At 41.6% G+C, this 14,764-nt stretch carries 16 protein-coding genes; 10 read left to right on the top strand and 6 right to left on the bottom strand.

Annotated elements, in window-relative coordinates; genetic code table 11:
• Window positions 1–20: 20 nt before the first annotated feature.
• A complete protein-coding gene (locus tag E2R53_RS18065) occupies window positions 21–536 on the top strand; it encodes a type 1 glutamine amidotransferase domain-containing protein (protein WP_070879686.1) in 516 nt (171 codons plus the stop codon).
• Between the two features lie 29 nt (window positions 537–565).
• Here the strand turns inward: E2R53_RS18065 and E2R53_RS23360 are convergent, their stop codons facing one another.
• Together E2R53_RS23360 and E2R53_RS18060 are read right to left on the bottom strand one after the other, a co-directional pair.
• Window positions 566–730 (bottom strand): hypothetical protein, encoded by a 165-nt coding sequence (locus E2R53_RS23360; RefSeq protein ID WP_165971030.1) that lies wholly within the window; start codon window positions 728–730, stop codon window positions 566–568.
• A gap of 82 nt (window positions 731–812) precedes the next feature.
• The gene (locus tag E2R53_RS18060) at window positions 813–1,040 is read right to left on the bottom strand and encodes a DUF1128 domain-containing protein (protein ID WP_083328402.1); all 228 of its coding nucleotides are present in this window, start codon (window positions 1,038–1,040) and stop codon (window positions 813–815) included.
• Window positions 1,041–1,247: 207 nt separating this feature from the next.
• On the opposite strand from E2R53_RS18060, the gene E2R53_RS18055 reads away from it, so the two are divergent.
• The 3 genes from E2R53_RS18055 to E2R53_RS18045 are packed head-to-tail and all read left to right on the top strand — an operon-like array spanning window position 1,248 to window position 2,922.
• On the top strand, window positions 1,248–1,718 hold the full coding sequence (locus tag E2R53_RS18055) for a low molecular weight protein-tyrosine-phosphatase (RefSeq protein ID WP_133313378.1): 471 nt from the start codon (window positions 1,248–1,250) through the stop codon (window positions 1,716–1,718).
• 18 nt (window positions 1,719–1,736) lie between these two features.
• Window positions 1,737–2,075 carry a YtxH domain-containing protein gene (locus E2R53_RS18050; protein WP_133313171.1) on the top strand — a complete coding sequence of 113 codons (339 nt, stop codon included), beginning with the start codon at window positions 1,737–1,739 and terminating at the stop codon, window positions 2,073–2,075.
• 4 nt (window positions 2,076–2,079) lie between these two features.
• Window positions 2,080–2,922, top strand: a complete 843-nt coding sequence (locus E2R53_RS18045; protein WP_133313170.1) for a YihY/virulence factor BrkB family protein — start codon at window positions 2,080–2,082, stop codon at window positions 2,920–2,922.
• A 391-nt stretch (window positions 2,923–3,313) separates the two neighbouring features.
• On the opposite strand, the gene E2R53_RS18040 is transcribed toward E2R53_RS18045, so the two are convergent.
• Both E2R53_RS18040 and E2R53_RS18035 read right to left on the bottom strand, forming a co-directional pair.
• Window positions 3,314–3,460: a BH0509 family protein gene (locus E2R53_RS18040; RefSeq protein ID WP_070879690.1), complete on the bottom strand. Its 147-nt coding sequence runs from the start codon at window positions 3,458–3,460 to the stop codon at window positions 3,314–3,316.
• A 190-nt stretch (window positions 3,461–3,650) separates the two neighbouring features.
• On the bottom strand, window positions 3,651–4,811 hold the full coding sequence (locus E2R53_RS18035; protein ID WP_133313169.1) for an MFS transporter: 1,161 nt from the start codon (window positions 4,809–4,811) through the stop codon (window positions 3,651–3,653).
• Between the two features lie 131 nt (window positions 4,812–4,942).
• Here E2R53_RS18035 and E2R53_RS18030 point away from each other — a divergent pair, with 131 nt between their 5' ends.
• On the top strand, window positions 4,943–5,326 hold the full coding sequence (locus tag E2R53_RS18030; RefSeq protein ID WP_133313168.1) for an OsmC family protein: 384 nt from the start codon (window positions 4,943–4,945) through the stop codon (window positions 5,324–5,326).
• A 35-nt stretch (window positions 5,327–5,361) separates the two neighbouring features.
• Here E2R53_RS18030 and E2R53_RS18025 read toward each other — a convergent pair whose 3' ends face one another.
• Entirely contained in the window at window positions 5,362–5,778 is a 417-nt protein-coding gene (locus tag E2R53_RS18025) for a pyridoxamine 5'-phosphate oxidase family protein (RefSeq protein ID WP_206197404.1), read from the bottom strand.
• A gap of 130 nt (window positions 5,779–5,908) precedes the next feature.
• Between E2R53_RS18025 and cax the strand changes: the two genes are divergently transcribed.
• From cax to E2R53_RS18010, 3 genes are all read left to right on the top strand, one after another.
• Entirely contained in the window at window positions 5,909–6,961 is a 1,053-nt protein-coding gene (gene cax / locus E2R53_RS18020) for a calcium/proton exchanger (protein WP_133313166.1), read from the top strand.
• 195 nt (window positions 6,962–7,156) lie between these two features.
• A complete protein-coding gene (locus E2R53_RS18015) occupies window positions 7,157–7,765 on the top strand; it encodes a YczE/YyaS/YitT family protein (RefSeq protein ID WP_286166283.1) in 609 nt (202 codons plus the stop codon).
• Between the two features lie 94 nt (window positions 7,766–7,859).
• The gene (locus E2R53_RS18010; RefSeq protein WP_435796805.1) at window positions 7,860–8,621 is read left to right on the top strand and encodes a YfkD family protein; all 762 of its coding nucleotides are present in this window, start codon (window positions 7,860–7,862) and stop codon (window positions 8,619–8,621) included.
• Between the two features lie 32 nt (window positions 8,622–8,653).
• On the opposite strand, the gene yfkAB is transcribed toward E2R53_RS18010, so the two are convergent.
• Complete coding sequence (gene yfkAB / locus E2R53_RS18005; protein WP_133313163.1) at window positions 8,654–9,781, bottom strand: radical SAM/CxCxxxxC motif protein YfkAB; 1,128 nt, start codon at window positions 9,779–9,781, stop codon at window positions 8,654–8,656.
• A 141-nt stretch (window positions 9,782–9,922) separates the two neighbouring features.
• Here yfkAB and E2R53_RS18000 point away from each other — a divergent pair, with 141 nt between their 5' ends.
• Entirely contained in the window at window positions 9,923–10,114 is a 192-nt protein-coding gene (locus E2R53_RS18000; protein ID WP_070879697.1) for an SE1561 family protein, read from the top strand.
• Window positions 10,115–10,472: 358 nt separating this feature from the next.
• The gene (locus E2R53_RS17995) at window positions 10,473–14,699 is read left to right on the top strand and encodes a phosphodiester glycosidase family protein (protein WP_133313162.1); all 4,227 of its coding nucleotides are present in this window, start codon (window positions 10,473–10,475) and stop codon (window positions 14,697–14,699) included.
• Window positions 14,700–14,764 lie beyond the last annotated feature (65 nt).

The raw sequence follows: 14,764 nt of genomic DNA, 5'->3' as shown, positions 1-14,764 counted from the left end.
ATTTGAGGAGGTTCTAAGATATGAGTAAAAAAATTGCTGTCGTTGTAACGGATCATTTTGAGGACTCGGAATATACGGAGCCTGCAAAAGCATATAAAGAAGCAGGTCACCAATTGACTGTTATTGAAAATGAAAAAGGAAAGACCGTAAAAGGCAAACAAGGACAAGAGTCCATCAAGGTAGATGCATCGATTGATGAAGTAAATGCAGATGACTTTGATGCGCTGTTTATTCCGGGAGGTTTTTCTCCGGATATCCTGCGCGGTGATGATAAGTTTGTCACATTCACAAAGAAATTTATGGATGACAACAAACCGGTATTCGCCATTTGTCACGGGCCGCAGCTCCTTATTACAGCGGAGACCCTTAAGGGCAGAGATGTAACAGGCTTTAAATCGATTGCCGTTGATTTAAAGAACGCCGGTGCAAATTTCCATGATAAAGAGGTTGTTGTATGCGGCAATCAGCTTGTAACAAGCCGCACACCTGATGATCTGCCTGCATTTACACGTGAATCGCTGAATCTTTTAAAATAATTAAAAAATAGCCCGCGCAAAGCGCCGGGCTATTTTTTATCTTCCAGATCTGGGTTTTCAGAACTTGGGATTGGGTCAATATTTATCGCATCTTCTGTATGAATCGCCGTCTTTAGTGCATAAATTATAAAGACAATACAAGTAATTAATAACAGGAATAAAACAATCGTTGCAAGCCACCACATTGCAGCCATTTTTCAGCCCCCTTTGTACACATATATGCAAAAGGGGACGTGCTGAGAATCTTTTTATCCTTTTTCTAATGGAAGAAATGAATTAAACTTTTCTCAGGTTGCCAAGCTCTTCAACAATAGCCTGCATTTCGTTAGGTGAAAATGTATTTTTCTTCATCACTAAATCGTAGATATCCTTCAATTCTTCATACATTTCTTCGTCAAAATGGGACGGTTTAATCGCACCAATGTTAATGACGCGCAATTTTTCTTTAATTTGTTCAATCATGTATTCTACGTTTTCAACCGATTTTTCTGATAGATTATTCAACTGATTTCATCCTTTCAAACTTTCCCTTTTAAGTATTATTTATTGTAACATGTTTTATATCAATAAAAGATGCTTATTATGAATTCACTTATGTAAAGAATAGAGAAATGTACCATAAATAGCGCATAGGGAAACATACATATTAATAAGACTTGTTTTTTATCCCTTTTACATTATGGTATTTGTCTTGTTCGCAGGAGGAAAATGATGATTAAAGTAGTATTTGTTTGTTTAGGGAATATATGCCGTTCTCCGATGGCAGAAGGAATTATGAGGCATTTAATTGAAGAAGAAGGTTTAAGCAAAGCGATTATAACGGATTCAGCCGGCACCGGGGACTGGCATATTGGCCATCAGCCGCATGAAGGAACAAGGAAAATCCTTGATCATCACAAAATTGGGTATGAAGGGATACAGGCAAGAAAGGTGACCCTTGATGATCTCCTGAACTTCGATTACATTATTGCGATGGACAACGAAAACCTAGGTTACTTAAGGAGGCTTGCGGGGTACTCTAAAACAGGATATGTGGGAAGGCTGATGGACTTCGTGCCGGATTCAGATCTTGCAGACGTACCTGATCCTTATTTTACAGACAACTTTGATGAGGTTTACGAAATGGTGCACACAGGATGCTGTCACTTGCTTGAGCGTATTAGAATAGACCATAACTTATAAGAAGAGGGGTTATTTCGAATGAGTAATGAATCAAACAGTTTATTTCTAAAAGGACTTTTTGCCGGTGCTGCGGTTGGAGGAGCCCTTACACTTCTTCATAAGCCGACAAGAGATCAGTTTGTCGCACAGGGAAAATCTTTAAAAGATAAAACAGCTCTTTATATTGAAAACCCGTCTCTATTAACGGAAGAAATCAAACAGCAGATTGATCAGGCAAAGAACGTAATCCAGGAAGCTAAGGAAGATATTGAATTTATCAATGAAAAAATAAATGAACTTAAAGAAACAACACCTCAAATGATTGAAATGATAGAAGAAACAAAAGAAAGGTTTCTGACCGATTCAAAAGAGAGGTGAATAAATGAAAAGCGTGAAACAGCATAAGCAGACCCCGAAATCCATCTTGAGAGATCTGTTTGAGCGTTTTTCTAAAGATGAAATTATCGGCCTTTCGGCAGAACTCGCCTATTTCTTTTTACTTTCTCTGTTTCCGTTTTTAATCTTTTTAATTACGCTAATCGCCTTTCTGCCGCTTTCGCAGGCAGATATCTTAAACTTTCTGGCGCAATATGCACCAGGGGAGTCTGTAGAGATTATCAAAAACACCCTGGCTGAGATCGTCAGCAATTCAAGTGGAGGATTGCTTTCGTTCGGGATCCTTGCCACTTTGTGGTCTGCCTCAAATGGCATTAATGCCATTGTCCGAGCTTTTAACCGCGCATATGACGTCACTGAGAGCCGATCATTTATAGTAGCGAGGGGAATGGCGGTTTTACTTACAATTGCGATGGTTTTTGTCATTTTAGTGGCTCTGCTTTTGCCAGTATTCGGTAAAGAAATCGGCATGCTCCTTTTTTCTGTCTTTGGACTGTCAGAAGAGTTTTTAACCGTATGGAATATGGGAAGATGGATTGTCAGTGCGATTATTTTATTTATTGTTTTTACAGCTCTTTATTTTTTTGCCCCGAATAAACATCTGCATCTTTATGATGCGATGCCGGGCGCTGTATTTGCAACAATCGGCTGGGCCTTTGTGTCATTCGCCTTTTCTTATTATGTCGGAAGCTATGGCCATTACAGCGCTGCCTACGGCAGTTTGGGCGGAATCATTGTTCTGATGATCTGGTTTTATCTGTCCGGAATGATCATCATGATTGGCGGAGAGCTGAATGCCATTCTTTACAAAAGAAAAGGGACCCATTAATATTTCCAAGGATTGTGTGTGATAGAGAGCGGAGAATAGTGAAACAGTAAAGAAGAAGATCATGATCTTCAAATCTTGCTGGGCAGGTGAATCTTCATGGCAAAGCATACGAAAAAAGGCGGGAGCCATAACAAGCAGAATTCAAAAAGCAAGCCGCAGCATAAAACAAGTGGCAGTGCAAACGGTCAGAACGGCTACCACTAAACCAAAAAAGCAAACCGCATCTCTGCGGTTTGCTTTTTTGGTATCAGAGGTTCCGCTTTTCTTCATTGTCCAGCTCCACCTCCTAACTCCTCGGCCAGAACGAAACAGCCAGTAAAGGCAAAAAGCGCCTTTACTGGCTGTTCCTTATCTGTCTGTCGGAGCTAACCAGTCGGTTCCGCTTTTCTTGCTACTCAGCCAACTGAATGTAACTGTGATAAGCCGATGAATAAATATGCTCAATATCCTCATCCGTCATATACATCAATGTCTCTGTCTCGATATCCTTCATTTTTGAAATAAATTCGATCATGTTTTTGCGCTCTTGTCTTTTCATAATAATAATTCCTCCTGTTATAGTATTGTTATGATACAGATTGTATTTGTTAATACTATTATATAACAGACAATTCAAAATGTTCAACCTATATTTTAAAAAAACCGCCAATTTTTTAGAGATAAACTCCCCGGCCAAAACTGATTCGCCAAAAAAGGCAAAAAGCGCCTTACAGGCGCTTTAGCTTTTCTTAATTATTGGCGGTTTTAAAAGCAGGCTGCTTAAAGAAAGCAGTCGTTATAAAAATCAGAAGCAGGATAAAGCTCACTACGTGAAAAAAATTGGCGGATGTCACATGTTCTATATATAGCCCGCCTAAAAATGGACCGGATATGCTTCCAATGCTGAAAAATATGCCGCACAGCAGGTTTCCGGCAGGCAGCAGATTTTTAGGAAGCAAATCAGCCATATAGCTGATGCCAAGTGAAAAAGTTGACCCGACAACCATGCCAGCTATGAAGAAACAGATGACAAGCGGAACGAGTGTTTCGGCAAAGCTTGCGGCCATAAAACTGATAAAACCAAACAGCATAACGAACATAATGGTGTTTCTCCTGCCAAACCGGTCGCTGATGATCCCGAGAGGAAGCTGAAAAACAATCGCCCCGACAGCAAAAGAGGATAAAATGATCGAAACAGATGAGACGTCTATCCCTGTCCGAAGTGCATACACAGGGTAATTTCCGTTTAGAGAAGCTTCCAAAAAGCCATATCCGAACGTTGGCAGAAAGGCGACCCAAGCAAGCTTGGATACTTTTGCAAAGCGTTTTGCAGTCCCAAAAAATGAAGTCGATCCCATGTCCTGTTCAGGAAAGTCATTCTTAAGGAAAAAGACGAATGCCCATGCAATCAGGCTAATGCTGCCAGAAAGGATAAATGGCAGGCTTGAGCTTATTTCAGCAAGCGGAACCATAAGCGGACCTGCTGCAAAGCCCAGCCCAAAAAACAATCCATAAAGAGAGATATTTCGTCCGCGCTTTTCTTCAGAAGATATGGATGTAATCCAAGTTTGGGTTGAAAAATGCAGCATATGATCTCCGACACCGATTAAAAGTCTCAGCAAAAACCAGAACCAAAATGACTGTATCCATAGAAATCCAAATAAACTGAGCGCAACCATGATTCCTCCAACTAAAATCAGAGGCTTAAAGCCAAACCGCTTTAAAGGACCTTCCATAAAAGGAGAGGCAATTAAAACACCTATGTAGAGTCCTGTGGCATGCAATCCATTGACAGAAGAGGAGTACCCTTCCTGTTCAAAGATAATGGCGATCAAAGGGAGAAGCATTCCCTGTGAAAATCCTGAAATAGCAACAATACTGACGAGAATAGCAAATTTGAATTTCGGCATAATCCTGACTCCTAACTCTATTTTCCATCCTGAATGTTACACTCATTATTCATGCCAGACAAGGAAAATTGCCTATCGTTTTCGAACAATTGTTTTTTCGGGTATGATGGCATAAAGAAAGGATGATTACAGTGGAATTTAAAATGAGAGAAGCAGGATTCACCGCTGACTTTGAATACGGGGAACTTCATGTTGCGGGAAATGAAGAATATGGTTTTCGCCCCTATCAGCTGATGGTTTCATCCATTGCCGTATGCAGCGGAGGCGTTCTTAGGGGAATTCTTGAAAAGAAAAGATTAGTTGCTGAGGACATTACGATCCAGACTTCTGTAACAAGAAATGAAGAAGAAGCAAACCGGATTGAGAGCATTGCCATCCATTACATGATTAAGGGACAGGACCTTCCGGAGGAGAAAGTGGAACAGTCAATTAAATTGGCCAGAAAAAATTGCCCAATGGTGCGTTCAGTGGAAGACAGCATTCAAATAACGGAATCGTTTGAAATAATAAAATGAGACTGTGCATATGCACAGTCTCATTTTATTAGGAATTATAACTCAATAATTTCCGGTTTGCTTCCTGCCTTTTGATAATATCTGATTGATTGAGGCGATATTTTTAACAGTAAGTAGTTTGGATCGTCAGGGCCGGAAATCCATTCTTTTAACTCCTTGTTCCAGAATTTCTCTTTTAGTTCGGCAGATTCTTCAACAGAAGCATTGCCTTCAATCTCCGCGTAATCATTTTTCCAGCCGTCTCCTTCAAAGCCAAGAAGAACATGTACGTTTGGATTGCTTTCAATATCTTCTGCTTTGTGGGTATCTTTGTTCGTGGCAGTATATAAGGTCAGTTCATCGTGGAAAAACAGCATAAACCTCGAAAATGGCTTGTTTTGACGGATTGTAGCGAGTGTTCCGATTTTATGTTCTTTAAACATTTGCAGAACTTTTTCTTTTGCTTCACTCATATCCAATCACTCCTTTCATATCTATCATTAATCTGCTTCAAATGAGCGTTTTCATACGCCGCAAAAGAGTGTGGTTTAATTTTTCATAAAAGAGAGAAAGAATAAGGAGAAGAAAGGGTGAGAATTAGAAATGAATCGAATTTTCTTTATTTTGGTAATGGCAGGTGTTCCGCTATCTGTAATAGGCAGTCTGATGCACTGGCCGCAGCTCATTATGTTTGCCGTTTATTGTATAACGATTATTGCTCTTGCAGGTTACATGGGAAGAGCGACTGAAAGCCTGGCAATTGTGACGGGGCCGAGAATCGGAGGTCTGCTGAATGCAACCTTTGGGAATGCTGTTGAGCTGATTATTTCTATTTTTGCATTAAAAGCAGGTTTAATTGGAGTTGTTCTAGCCTCTTTAACAGGCTCGGTTCTTGGGAATTTGCTGCTTGTAGCAGGACTGTCCTTTTTCGTTGGCGGATTAAAGTTCAAAAGACAGGAGTTCAATGTGTACGATGCGAGGCATAATTCAGGTTTATTAATATTTGCTGTTATTGTGGCATTTGTGATTCCTGAAATTTTTGCAATGGACATGGATGAGGCAAAAACGTTAAACTTGAGTATAGGTATTTCTGTTATTTTAATTCTCTTATATTTAGCAGCCTTGTTTTTTAAGCTTGTCACTCATCGCGGTGTTTATAAGCATAAGACAGATGAGACAGAAGACCACGAGGAACCTGAATGGTCTGCAAAAAAAGCCATTACGATCCTCTTGCTTGCTACAGTTGCAGTAGCTTATGTCTCGGAAAATCTTGTACATACATTTGAAACTGTTGGCGAGAGCTTCGGCTGGAGTGAACTCTTCATCGGGGTCATTATTGTTGCAATTGTGGGAAATGCTGCTGAGCATGCATCTGCAATCATTATGGCTTATAAAAATAAAATGAATATAGCAGTCGAGATTGCGGTAGGATCCACCCTGCAGGTCGCCATGTTTGTAGCGCCGCTTCTTGTCCTGATCTCCTTATTGTTCACAAAAAAAATGCCGCTTGTCTTTACAATGCCGGAATTGATTTCAATGGTAACGGCCGTTCTCCTGACCATTTCAATTACGAATGATGGGGACACGAACTGGTTTGAAGGGGCAACCTTGCTTGCAGCCTACTTGATCATGGGCATTGGCTTTTATCTTTTGTGAAAAAAAAGGGACTCTGTGCTTAGCACAGAGTCATTTTTACGTGTAGGACGAAACAATTAATAAGAAGCTAACCCTCATGAAATCATGGGAGTTATTCTAAATGTAGCATATTATTTAAAATTTGTAAATATTCAGTTTTTTATTCTTTGCTTCAAAAGAAGGACATACATATAAAGATTAAAGGGGATGGAGAGCATGATTTATCGATTGGCCTTTTTTGTAATCGGTTTATTTGTTTTGGCATTTGGCGTGACACTGACAATTAAAGCCAACCTGGGAGCAGGAGCATGGGATGCACTGAACGTCGGACTGACAGATCAAATCGGTTTAACAGTCGGCAGCTGGATTTTTATTGTAGGGATCTTAATTATTCTTTTAAATGCCGTTATTATGAGAGAAGCTCCAAAAGTACTCGGCGTCTTTACCATTTTATTAATCGGTTTTTTTGTTGATTTCTGGATGCTTTCTATTTTTCAGGACTTTAATACACAGAATATCTTTTTCAAAGGAGTCATTTTATTTTTAGGGATTTTATTAATAGCCATTGGCGTTTCTATTTATCTTCAAACCAGCTTTCCGGCAAATCCAATTGACCAGCTCATGATTACGCTTCATCAAAAGTTTGGACTAAGCCTTATGGCTGCAAAAACAATTGGCGAAGTCGGTGCCCTTCTACTGGCTCTTTTATTTGCAGGCCCTATCGGTCTTGGGACAATCATTATTACCTTCGCAATCGGACCGCTGATTCAGCTGTGCAATCCTCCTGTAAACGCGGTTATTGGAAAATGGGTGGCCAAAACTTAAATAAAATGTTGGATAAAGAAGTAAGAGCTTGAAAACAATAATTGTAAAGCAACCGAAAGGGGTTTAGGAAATGAGAAAATGGATGCTCGTTTCAATGGCTTTGCTCTTATCAATTGGTTTTTCAAGCTCTGTTTTTGCTGTGAACAAAATGAAGGTGCCAAGCTCTGTTCTGGATATCTCGAAGGAGAATACGTATCCGAATCCAACTCAGGATCTCCCGTATCTTCAGCCGAGCGAATTTGCTCAAAGCCTGATTGAAACATCTAAAATTCCGATTGAAAATCCTAATTTAATTCGTCTCCTGAATGAGTCGACAATCTCTGATAATCCGCTCTCAATTGGATACAGAGCAACGATTTTCCTCGGGCAATGGGCATTAAATTACGAATCTGGCGAAACAGCAGTTAACTGGGAATACCGGAAAATCAATACCAATTTCTTTGATAACCGCGGCGGCAAGGCAACAACTCAAATTCATTACAAGCAAGAAGCCCAAAAGCAAGTAAAAGGCGGCCTAACCGCCCATATTCCAAGTGAAGAAGATGTGAAAAAAATGATGCTCCTTAAGGCAATGAAAAAGACAAGTCTGCCTTTATCATTTCAGACAATCATCGGAACGGGATCAAAAAAAGAACAGATTTATAATATTCCTCCAAAACGAGTCGGATATTTAAATGCATACGCACCGGCAGTCAATGAAAAGGGCAAAGTAACATACGGCGAAGTCTACTTAGTATTAAAAGGAAACAAACGAAAAATTGTTGTTCAAAATGTAACATCTCAGGGAGTTGGCGCCTGGATTCCGGTTCAGGATCACGCTTCTTTTGGGTTTACCGTTTCAGAACAGCCGAGATAATCAGAAAAGCGAGCCTTTAACGGCTCGCTTTTTTATATGACGGATTTCCTTTTTTGAAAATCTATCTCCTGATAATAACTATTTTTCACCAGAAGGTTTGGACCAAGGCATGAAACAGCGGGGCAATGGCAGTTAAGCTCCCGTGCAAGCTTCGATTCATTCCAGCGGTCATAGGCTGATTGAAGCGTATCTGTTTGAATGTTGCCAAGCTCAGGTGTATCTCCAAAGTCTGTTACGATGATGTCTCCGTTGAAAATATTGACATTAAGTCTTGAGCGGCCGTCAGGGTCATTCCGCACTGTTACATTTTTGCTTTCCCGAAGCCTCCTGATCAGCTTTATGTCCTCTTCTTCATCACTGCAGGCATAAAAAGGCAGTGTGCCAAACAGCATCCACACATTTTCATTGCGGATATCGAGCAGCTGATGAATCGAAACTCTGACTTCTTTTAATGAAAGGGTCTCAAGGGCACTTGCGAAATCTGAGGGATACATAGGATGAATTTCATGACGCTGGCATTTCATATCATTCACGATTTGTTCATGTATTTTTTGAATATGAGGCAATGTCCGCTTATTAAGCATCGTTTCAGCAGAAACCATCACTCCCGCATCCACCAGAGCACGGCTGTTTTCTATGATCCGGTCAAAATAAGCAGTCCGCTGCTCATAAGTTGGCTTCCGGTCCATCATTGCAAATCCGCCTTCTGCAAAATCATCCTGCGTTCCCCAGTTATGAGAAATATGTAAAACATCCAGGTAGGGAGCAATTTTTTCGTAACGCGCCAAATCAAGTGTCAAATTTGAGTTTATCTGCGTACGAACCCCCCGCGCACGGGCATACTTTAGTAAAGGAAGCACATAATTGTCTACTGATTTGAGTGACAGCATAGGTTCCCCGCCGGTAATACTGATTGACCTGAGCGTATCTACTTCGTCTAATCTTTTCAGGATTAAATCAATCGGCAATGCTTTCGGATCTTTTGGAGAGAGCGTATAACCCACCGCGCAATGCTCACAGCGCATATTGCACAGGGTCGTAGTCGTGAATTCAACATTTGTTAAAGTCAATTTTCCATACTGTTTTATATCTAAATAAGCCTCCCATGGATCATGAGAAGGTGTAATGGGCTGTAGTGTATTTGCAGCTGATGCATTCATTCATAAAACTCCTTTTTCAAGTTCACATAGAGAACATTCTATCATGAACAACATATTTTAGAATACCTTATCGGCTCGTGCTGTTGTCAAAGCATGGTGAATAAGCTACGATATCACTATCAGTGAAAGGAGAGATACATCTTGGGCAACGCCGTTCATGATAAAGACTCACAGTTAAAATATTTAAAAACACGCTTAAATATGTTTATGAATGTTATCGATTCAATGGATCCTGAGTCAACAGACGTAGAGGATATTGATCGTTTAATTAAAATGCTTGATGAGCTTGAAGTAAAGCAGGAGCAGTTTAAAAAGGACTGGGATAAAGAATAGATGATGGAAGAGCACCTTATGAGGGTGTTCTTTTTTTGTTTTTAATCTTATAGAACTCCAGTGAAAAGCAAGTCCTGGAACGGATATGAACGGGTAATGATTGCAAAAAAAAAAAAAGGAAAAAGGTACCATAGAAACAAAGAACAAATCAGCTCCATAGTCTCCTCATACCAAAGACCTGAATGTAACAAAATCCTCTTCTATCATACGTAGTCCATACATCCCTCGTTTACACTAAATCCACAATCACTGGTACTTTTAGACCTGTAAAATTTACAAGCATTAAAAAAAATACTAAATCCTATCAACAATTACCTTCTAGAATAGAGGAGTACTTACTACTATCCGGAGGTGCAAGATGAAAGGGAAAAACAAGCTTGCTGTCATGCTGATGGCCTGCGCGCTGCTGATTCAGCCGGTTTCTGTTCTTGGTGAAGAAACCGTGCCGTCAGAAAAAAGCACTGTGTTAAAAGCGCAGCAAATTTCTTCAGGCATTACACACACTGAAAAGCAAATCGAGAATTTTGGAGGAACAGCAGGAAACAGCCAGAGAGTGAACGTTCTTGAAGCAGATCTTGCGAACCCGAATGTATCCGTTGTTACATCGAAGGCACTTGAACGAGTCGTTGCTGCAGAGACCCTCCCGTCGCAGGCTGCTAGAGAGGAATTCAAGGGGAAAGACATTGTTGCAGGCATAAATGCGGATATGTTCAATATGCAGACAGGCATCAATATGACGCTGCAAGTTCAAAACCGCAATCTTCTTATTAATCAGAGCTACCCATCAGGCGTTGCTCTTCATCCTGTTTTTGCCATTGATCAAGAGAAGAAACCTTTTATCGGAGAAGTTGAAATGAGAGGCTCGCTGTCCTACAGCGGCAAAGATGTAAAAGTTGATACACTGAACCGCAATGAAAACGCGGGAGAAAAGCTTGGCATATTTACACCAAAGCTAAACCAGAATGGTATTCTGACCTTTGATGACCGCAATGAGACCTTCATTAAGAATGGTGCCATGGCAGTTGTCAGGGAGGTAAAGGATGCTTCAGCCATAAAAGCAGGACAGGCCTACACCGGAAAAATTGAAAAAATCTACTCTTCTTATGAGAGCATTGATATTCCATCAGACAGTGTGATCATTGCCGGGTTTGGATCAAAAGCGGAAATGATCCGAAATGAATTAAAAGAAGGGATGGAGATTTCCTTCCAGTTTGATCTTTTCACCGGAGAAGACAGAGTCCTCAAAAACGATATAACAGAGGCATCAGGCGGCTATAACTGGCTTGTTAAGGACGGAAAGGCTCTTTCAAAAGACGAGCTTGTGTCCAAGTACGGCAGTCACGTGCTGCTGAAAAGTGCCAGAACCGCGGTGGGGATTACAGCAGAACAAAAGGTCATCACGATGACGATTGATAAACCAAGTACCCTTTTTGATAAAAGCCAGGGGGTAACGCTTGTTGAAATGGCTGAAATCATGGAGGAGCATGGAGCAGTCTCGGCTCTTGGCCTTGACGGCGGAGGATCGACAGAAATGATCGTCCAGCCAAAAGGAAAAAGCGCGCTCGAGACGGCCAATCATCCGAGTGACGGGCAGTCAAGGTCGATCACAAACGGCATTCTCTTTGCCAATCATTCAACCAAGACAGGTGAAATCGGGGAAGTCATTGTAGAAAGAGATCTTACGATTTTCAAAAATGCAGCTTTTCCATTCGGGGTAAAAGCAACTGACAGCAACGGCAACCCTGTCATGATTGCGAGCCGCTCTATCCAGTGGAAAGCTTCAAAGGGCACCATTGACAAAACGGGTCTGTACAAGGCGCCTGATCAGGCAGGGACAGATACAGTGGAAGCTGTCATCAACGGAGTAAGCGGGCAGGCATCCGTTACCGTCATCGACCAGGTGGATGACTTCCAATTTGCTGATCAGGGCCCGGTTATCCTCCAGCCTGGTGAAGAAAAGAAACTAGAGGCTGAAGCGGTGAAAGACGGAAAAGAAGTCATTCTCACAGGGGATTCGATTGACTGGGAGATGGACAGCCAGTTTGGTGAAATCACTGCAGACGGCACCATTAAAATAAGAGAAGATGTACCCGAAGGCACAAGAACAACGGTAACAGCCAAGCTTGGCTCCATTGAAAAACAGATTGAGTTATTAATAGGCCTTAAAGAACAAGTCATCGATGATTATGAAACGTATCCAAACGAAGGTTACGAGGTAACAGGCTACATGGGCGGAACACACCAGCTGTCTGCGGACGAAGCGAAATTCGGAGAGCGCAGTCTGCGTGTGGATTATGATTCGAAAAAATGGGAACGGAAGTACAACGGCACGATTAATGTCATTCCCCACTGGTACCGTTCATCAACAGGAAAGTGGCAGGACGAGCTTGCTGATTCCATGTATGAAACGTATAAAACGGACATCAGACCGAAGAAATTCGGCGTATGGGTGTACGGTGACGGAAAAGCGCCGTGGGCACGCCTGATTTTCAAAGCAAATGGTGTCAACAAAACGCTGGATCTTGCACCAAAAGTAGACTGGACCGGCTGGAAATACCTTGAGGTTGAGCTTCCGCAGGACTGGGCGCTGCCGATCGTTTTCAACTATCTCTATTTTGTAGAAACGAACAAAAGCATCCCTGACTACAGCGGCAGTGTATACATCGATCACATGAGATATATTTACACGAACGAAACAGAAGACTTTAACGGACCGGAATTCAAAGAGATTATACCTGCGGGAAATACCGTCTATGAAAACAGGATTGCTTTTTCTTCCCTCCTGATTGATGAAGAATCAGGCGTGGATGCTGATTCAATCGAAGTAAAACTAAATGGAGAAAAACTTCCGCACACATATGATGCTGAAACCGGAAAAGTAGAAGCATCAACTGAAAACCTGACAGAAGGCACCTATCATCTTACAGCTTCAGCGCGCGACACAAACGGAAATGTGTCTGTTCCGTCTGTCGATAAAACAATCAAAGTAGACTTGAGCGATGATACAGAAAAACCGGTTCTTTCAAATGTAACGCCAACGGGGAAACCGGTCGAAAAGACAGCAGAACCGCGAATTACCTTTAAACTCAAAGATGAAAAAAGCGGCGTGAAGAAAAATAGTGTTGCTGTAAAAATTGACGGCATACCTGCTCCTGTCCACTACGATGAAAAAACGGGCTGGGCATATGCCGTTCCTGAAAAACCGCTTAAAGACGGAAAGCATTCTTTTATCATCGAAGCAAAAGACCAAAGCGGGAATGTCATGACACCATTTGTGAAGGAATTTGAAACAAAGCAGCTTCAGCAGCCGGAAAAGGCCAATCAATTCGCCATATCTGTCCTTCCTGATACACAAGGATTTATGTATTCGAAACGCCTGTTTGACAGAGCTGCAAAAGAAGAAACGGACTTCGTGATGCATGTAGGTGACATCGTGGATACTTCTTCACAGGCAGAATGGGACAGAGCCGTGAGTGATCTTGCTCTGCTTGGAGAAAAACCGTTTTTTGCAACGCCTGGAAACCATGAATCATTCCAGGGGAACATTGATTTCTACTCAGACATCATTGGATCCCCAACCTACCATTTTGAATATGGAAACACGCTGATCATCAGCTTGAACAGTGCATTTGGACAGAGCATTTCAGCCTCTGATCCGACTCAGTTCCATTATCTTCAGAAGCTCCTGAAGGAAAATAAAAAGAAGAATGTCCTTGTCGTCACCCATAATACGACAAAAGATGATTTCGGCACAAAGCATGAAATGAATCCATCAGATGCCAAGCAATTTGAAGACATTCTCGGAACCTATAAAAAGAAAAACACAGGCGTGAACGTTCAAGTATTGTTCGGTCATCTTCACCTCCTGCAGTCATGGGAAAAAGACGGCGTCAACTACACAATTACAGGCAACGGTGCAAGCAAAGGTTATGTTTCAAACGACAAAGGAAATATCCTTGGAAGCGGCGTGCTTGCCGTTACGAAATCAGGAATGGACTATCAGTTTAATCCATTGCTGACGGATGTATCCATTGTCGATGATGCCCTCAACGAACAGCGGGAAATGAAAATGGCAGCAGGTGCAGAGCGCACACTCAACCTTTTCGGCGATTTTAGAGAAATCTACGGAAACTATCTCGTCAACCTGAGCGCTTTTGAAGATGTTTATACAATTTGGACCTCTGATAACGAAAAAGCCGTAAAAGTGGTTGCCGACGGAACCATTCAGACAATCAAGCCGGGTACAGCGAACATCACAGCCGTTTCAGGAGGGAAAAGCAGCACAATTAAAGTGACTGTGGTGGACCCGGCCACTATCAAACCTGTCAACGTTGAACTTAATCCAAATGACGAAGCCGTCATGGAAGGAAAGAACATCCGCCTGACAGCAACAGCCATCGATAAAGACGGCAACCGATTTGCCATGGACCCGGACAAGCTCTTCATGGAGCTTTCGCCTCCGGACCTCGCAGAATGGAAAAACGGAAAAATCAAAACGAAGAAAAGCGGAACCTTAACCATTTCTTATCAGTACCTGGATATCAGGAAAAGCGTTGAGATTGACATTCTCCCTAAAAAACAGTAGCAGCAGATGCTGCCCGGTCATTGGCCGGGCGGTTTTTTGACTTTAATAAGACTTTTTGAAATGAA

It is taken from the genome of Peribacillus frigoritolerans, assembly GCF_004358755.1.
Classification (GTDB): domain Bacteria; phylum Bacillota; class Bacilli; order Bacillales; family Bacillaceae; genus Bacillus_P.
This window is presented reverse-complemented; position numbering and strand designations above follow the sequence as displayed.

What these genes read in the sequence shown, in the direction of transcription:
- E2R53_RS18065 (WP_070879686.1), top strand. Translation starts at nt 21, where the DNA reads ATGAGTAAAAAAATTGCTGTCGTTGTAACGGATCATTTTGAGGACTCG.
- E2R53_RS23360 (WP_165971030.1), bottom strand. Translation starts at nt 730, where the DNA reads ATGGCTGCAATGTGGTGGCTTGCAACGATTGTTTTATTCCTGTTATTA.
- E2R53_RS18055 (WP_133313378.1), top strand. Translation starts at nt 1,248, where the DNA reads ATGATTAAAGTAGTATTTGTTTGTTTAGGGAATATATGCCGTTCTCCG.
- E2R53_RS18050 (WP_133313171.1), top strand. Translation starts at nt 1,737, where the DNA reads ATGAGTAATGAATCAAACAGTTTATTTCTAAAAGGACTTTTTGCCGGT.
- E2R53_RS18045 (WP_133313170.1), top strand. Translation starts at nt 2,080, where the DNA reads ATGAAAAGCGTGAAACAGCATAAGCAGACCCCGAAATCCATCTTGAGA.
- E2R53_RS18040 (WP_070879690.1), bottom strand. Translation starts at nt 3,460, where the DNA reads ATGAAAAGACAAGAGCGCAAAAACATGATCGAATTTATTTCAAAAATG.
- E2R53_RS18035 (WP_133313169.1), bottom strand. Translation starts at nt 4,811, where the DNA reads ATGCCGAAATTCAAATTTGCTATTCTCGTCAGTATTGTTGCTATTTCA.
- E2R53_RS18025 (WP_206197404.1), bottom strand. Translation starts at nt 5,778, where the DNA reads ATGAGTGAAGCAAAAGAAAAAGTTCTGCAAATGTTTAAAGAACATAAA.
- cax (WP_133313166.1), top strand. Translation starts at nt 5,909, where the DNA reads ATGAATCGAATTTTCTTTATTTTGGTAATGGCAGGTGTTCCGCTATCT.
- E2R53_RS18015 (WP_286166283.1), top strand. Translation starts at nt 7,157, where the DNA reads ATGATTTATCGATTGGCCTTTTTTGTAATCGGTTTATTTGTTTTGGCA.
- E2R53_RS18010 (WP_435796805.1), top strand. Translation starts at nt 7,860, where the DNA reads ATGGCTTTGCTCTTATCAATTGGTTTTTCAAGCTCTGTTTTTGCTGTG.
- yfkAB (WP_133313163.1), bottom strand. Translation starts at nt 9,781, where the DNA reads ATGAATGCATCAGCTGCAAATACACTACAGCCCATTACACCTTCTCAT.
- E2R53_RS17995 (WP_133313162.1), top strand. Translation starts at nt 10,473, where the DNA reads ATGAAAGGGAAAAACAAGCTTGCTGTCATGCTGATGGCCTGCGCGCTG.